Below are 3799 nucleotides of genomic sequence, written 5' to 3'. Positions count from 1 at the left end.
GTTCCGGGCTCGGCGGAGATCCCGGCGGACTCCGAAGCGGCCACGGAGATCGCGGCGGCCGACCTGATCGTCGACGGGCTCGTCGGAATCGGCGGAAGCGGCGGGCTGCGAGGCCCGCACGCCGGGGTCGCCGTCCTCGCGGGCGCGGCCGAGGCCCCGACCGTCGCAGTGGATCTTCCCAGCGGGATCGACGCCGACACCGGCGCCGTCGAGGGGCCGGCGGTGCGCGCCGATGTCACCGTGACCTTCGGAACCCACAAGCCGGGGCTGTTCGTCAACCCTGGAGCCGAGCGGGCCGGGGTCGTGGAGTACGTGGACATCGGGCTGGCCGCCGAGCTCCCGGCCGCGCGGCTGGAGTGCCCGCAGGCCGGCGACATCGACGCGCTGCTCCCCCGCCCGGAGCCGGAGTCCAACAAATACCGCCGCGGTGTGCTGGCCATGGCGGTGGGCTCCGAGCGCTACCGGGGTGCCGCTGTGCTGGCGGCGGGCGGGGCGCTGCGCGGCGGTGTCGGCATGCTCCGTTACGCGGGGCTGCCCGCGGTGGCCGCCGAGGTGCTGCACCGATGGCCGGAGGTGGTCGTGTCGGTGCTCGACCCGGACGACCCTCTGACCGGTCTGCCGGAACGGGCGAACGCGTGGGTGGTCGGCCCCGGGCGGGGGACGGACGCCGCGGCCGAGGCGGAGCTGGAGGCGGTCCTGGCCACCGATCTCCCGGTGCTGCTCGACGCGGACGCCGTGACCCTGCTGGGCAGGCGTCCGACCCTCGTTCGCGACCGCGCCGCGCCCACGCTGCTCACGCCGCACGCGGGGGAGCTGGCCCGGGTCCTCCCGGACACCGGCCCCCAGGAGATCGAGGCCCGCCGGCTGGAGCACGCGACCCGCGCGGCCGAGGAGTACGGCTGCGCCGTCCTGCTCAAGGGCTCCAGCACGGTCATCGCCGAGCCGGGGCGGCCCGCGGCCGCCGACCCGGCCGGCACGCCGTTGCTGGCCACCGCGGGCAGCGGTGACGTGCTGTCCGGGCTCATCGGGGCCCTGCTCTCCGGTGGCCTGGCCCCACGGGAAGCCGCGATGTGCGGGACCTACCTGCACGGCCTCGCCGCCCGCCTTGCACACGACGGCGCCCCGATCTCCGCCTCCGACCTCATCGGCGCCCTTCCGGAAGCGGTTCGCGCCGTGCGGAGCGGCCCGGCCGCCGGCCGTCCCTGACGGAACCGGTCCCTCAGCGGGTGCCGAAGAACCGGTTCCGTCACGGCCGAAGGAGTTCCCGCGCGCGTTCCAGACCGAGTGCCACGATGTCGACGATGAAGTACTCGCCGGGGTCGCGGTGGTCGCGCAGCAGGTGCACGTCGTCCTCGGCCACCCACATGAACTCGGTGTGCTTGCCCGGCTCCAGCTTCGGGGCGCTCAGGTCGCCGCGGACCCGCACCAGGTAGTCCACCTCGTGGCGTTCGACACCGTCCTCCGGAGTCCACGCCAGGTAGCCGAGGTCGGCCAGAATCCCGGTGAGCTCCCAACCGGTCTCCTCGGCGACCTCCCTGCGGATCGCCGCCAGCATGTCCTCCCCGGCCTCGACGTGGCCCCCGACTATGTCCCAGCAGTTCGGGAAGACCTTCCGGTCCGGCGAGCGGCGCTGGGCGAAGGCGCGCCCCGTGTCGTCGACGATCACGGCACCGGCGACCCACAGGTTGCCGTCACCGGTGTCGGGGAACCCGATCCCCGCTTCGACCCGCACGTCCGCTGCCATCGGTGTCCTCCTCGTGCCGCTTCCCGGTGCCGCCTCCATTCTGTGCCCGGTCGCGGGACACCCGGGACACCCGGGACCGCCGGCGTGCGGCCGTCCGCGAGGCGAGTACACCCGCGGTATCAGGCGGTAATCAGAGCGCCTTGATTCGCGGCTGAGCCGTCGCGATAGCGTAGGCGCGCCTCGGGCGTACCCGCCGCGCCTTCCCGCCGGCCGCCCGGGGACAGCGATGCGGAACTTGTCGGAATCGGGCACGGTAGAAGGAAGCCATGGACGAACAGGCCATGCTCACGCGCGACCTGGTACTGCGCCTGTGCGCCAACGCCACGGAGTTCGACCAGGGGTGGATCCGGGCCGAGGGCAGGATCGTCGTCCCGTTCACCGCGGCCCGCGACACCGCTCTGATCGAGTCGGTCATCGCGGCGGGCAGAGCCATGGGCGTGAACCGGCTGCTGGTGTGCCGGACCCGGGCCGAGTTCGCCTACGAGCCGGTGACCGAGGTCCCCGGCGACGCCGAGTCCATCATCGCCCTCATCCGGAGCTGGGGCGAGGACCCCACCGACTTCCTCGTCGCCGTCGAGGACTTCTCCGCGGCCGTGCTGGTGACCGCCTCCACGCTGACGGTGGCGGCCGGGCCCGACGACTTCGTCCGACCGCTCGTCGCGCCGACATCGCCCAGGCCCGCGTCGACTTCGGCGAGGAGGCCCGGACCGGGCGCGACCCCGACCTGCTGCGCGCGGCGCAGCGGTACGGCTGCCTGGAACTGGGCGGGCGGCACGCGCGCGGCACCCGGGGGCCGGGGCCGGATCTCGTCGAGCGGCTCGCCACCCGGGCGGGCTCCCTCCGGGCGAACGCGCCGCGCACCATCGGCTGGCTGCGGGCCCTGCGCGGGGCGTGGGGATGGGCCATGGTGGCGCTGTTCCTCCTGTCGGCGGTGTTCGTGCCGGAGCTGTCCGCGGCGGTGACGGTGCTGCTCGCCATGCTGTGGCTCCTCTTCCAACTCGCCTGGCCGGCGCGCTCGCGCACGGTGAGCTTCGCGACGCTGGCGGGCATGCTCGCCCTCGGTGCGCTCGCTCTCGTTCCGATCGCGCTGACCCAGCAGGCGCTGGCCGGTACGACCGGGGTCGCCCCCGACGGGTGGGCCGGGCACACCTACATCGCCGTCCCCACCGAGGAGATCGGCAAGCTCCTCCCGCTGGTGCTCTGCTGGCTGATCGCGCGGCGCCGCTTCAAGCGGCTCGCCGCGGTGGACTACCTGCTGCTCGCCGCGGCCTCGGGCGCCGGTTTCCACCTGGCCGAACAGGGGATCCGGGCGGTCGTCGACGGACCGGTTCCCGATCTGCTGGACCCCCGGTACGGCCTGTTCGTCCTGCTTCCCGGCTGGGTCGGCATCCCCCAACTGGGGATCCACTTCTCCGGGCACGCCGTGACCACCGGGCTCATCGGAGCCGCGTTCGGCCTGGCGATCGTCGGGTACCGGCACTACGGGATCTGGCTGTGGGCGTTGCCCCCGCTCGCCGTGTGGATGGCGGCCCTGGAACACATGACCTTCAACGCGGTGCAGATCGGTGTCGAGCCCACCCCGGTGACCGCGTTCCTGTTCGCGCTCTCGGGAAGCGGCGCCGCGACCCGCTGGATCCTGCTGCTCCTGCTGCTCGTCGCGGTGGTCATGGACTACCGGCTCACCCGGCAGGCCGCCGAGGTCACCCCGCCGCTTCCGGGAGAGCCCCCGCTCGCCTCGCTTCGGAGGCGGGCGCGCGGGCTCGCGGTCCGGACGGGGGTGCGCATCCCCGGGGACATCGCACCGCTGTTCCGCAGGACCGCGCTCGCCTGGGTGCGGCTGCCGGTCACGCTGTCCACGGCGCTGTCGTCGGCGCTGCACGAGTTCGCGCTGACGCTCGTCGCCGCGAGCCGCGGCCCGGGCGCGCTCTGCGCGACATGGCGGTTCCTGCGGCAGCGCCGGGCGTACGCGATGGGGGCGGCCCGTGCGGGCGAGCGCGCGTGGCGCCGTTTCCCGAGCCGGGAGAAGCTGAACGAGACCGGGCGCGAACTCGCTTT

At 74.2% G+C, this 3799-nt stretch carries 4 protein-coding genes; 3 read left to right on the top strand and 1 reads right to left on the bottom strand.

Features of this window, described 5'->3' with window-relative positions:
• Positions 1-1206, top strand: a 1206-nt coding sequence (locus VS93_RS26030; RefSeq protein WP_046472490.1) for an NAD(P)H-hydrate dehydratase, incomplete at its 5' end; no start/stop codon positions are given.
• A gap of 40 nt (positions 1207-1246) precedes the next feature.
• On the opposite strand, the gene VS93_RS26025 is transcribed toward VS93_RS26030, so the two are convergent.
• Positions 1247-1744: an NUDIX domain-containing protein gene (locus VS93_RS26025; protein ID WP_046472489.1), complete on the bottom strand. Its 498-nt coding sequence runs from the start codon at positions 1742-1744 to the stop codon at positions 1247-1249.
• Between the two features lie 266 nt (positions 1745-2010).
• On the opposite strand from VS93_RS26025, the gene VS93_RS32290 reads away from it, so the two are divergent.
• Both VS93_RS32290 and VS93_RS32285 read left to right on the top strand, forming a co-directional pair.
• Positions 2011-2706 (top strand): hypothetical protein, encoded by a 696-nt coding sequence (locus tag VS93_RS32290; RefSeq protein ID WP_052746012.1) that lies wholly within the window; start codon positions 2011-2013, stop codon positions 2704-2706.
• Positions 2649-3799: PrsW family glutamic-type intramembrane protease (locus VS93_RS32285; RefSeq protein WP_236700754.1), on the top strand; the 1151-nt coding region annotated here is incomplete at its 3' end. The genes VS93_RS32290 and VS93_RS32285, both read left to right, overlap by 58 nt.

This window comes from Allosalinactinospora lopnorensis (assembly GCF_000981225.1).
GTDB lineage: Bacteria > Actinomycetota > Actinomycetes > Streptosporangiales > Streptosporangiaceae > Allosalinactinospora > Allosalinactinospora lopnorensis.
The sequence above is the reverse complement of the archived record's forward strand: the minus strand, read 5'-3'. Positions and strand labels throughout refer to the sequence as shown.

Coding starts and splice junctions, on each gene's coding strand:
- VS93_RS32290 (WP_052746012.1), top strand. CDS start 2,011: ATGGACGAACAGGCCATGCTCACGCGCGACCTGGTACTGCGCCTGTGC.
- VS93_RS26025 (WP_046472489.1), bottom strand. CDS start 1,744: ATGGCAGCGGACGTGCGGGTCGAAGCGGGGATCGGGTTCCCCGACACC.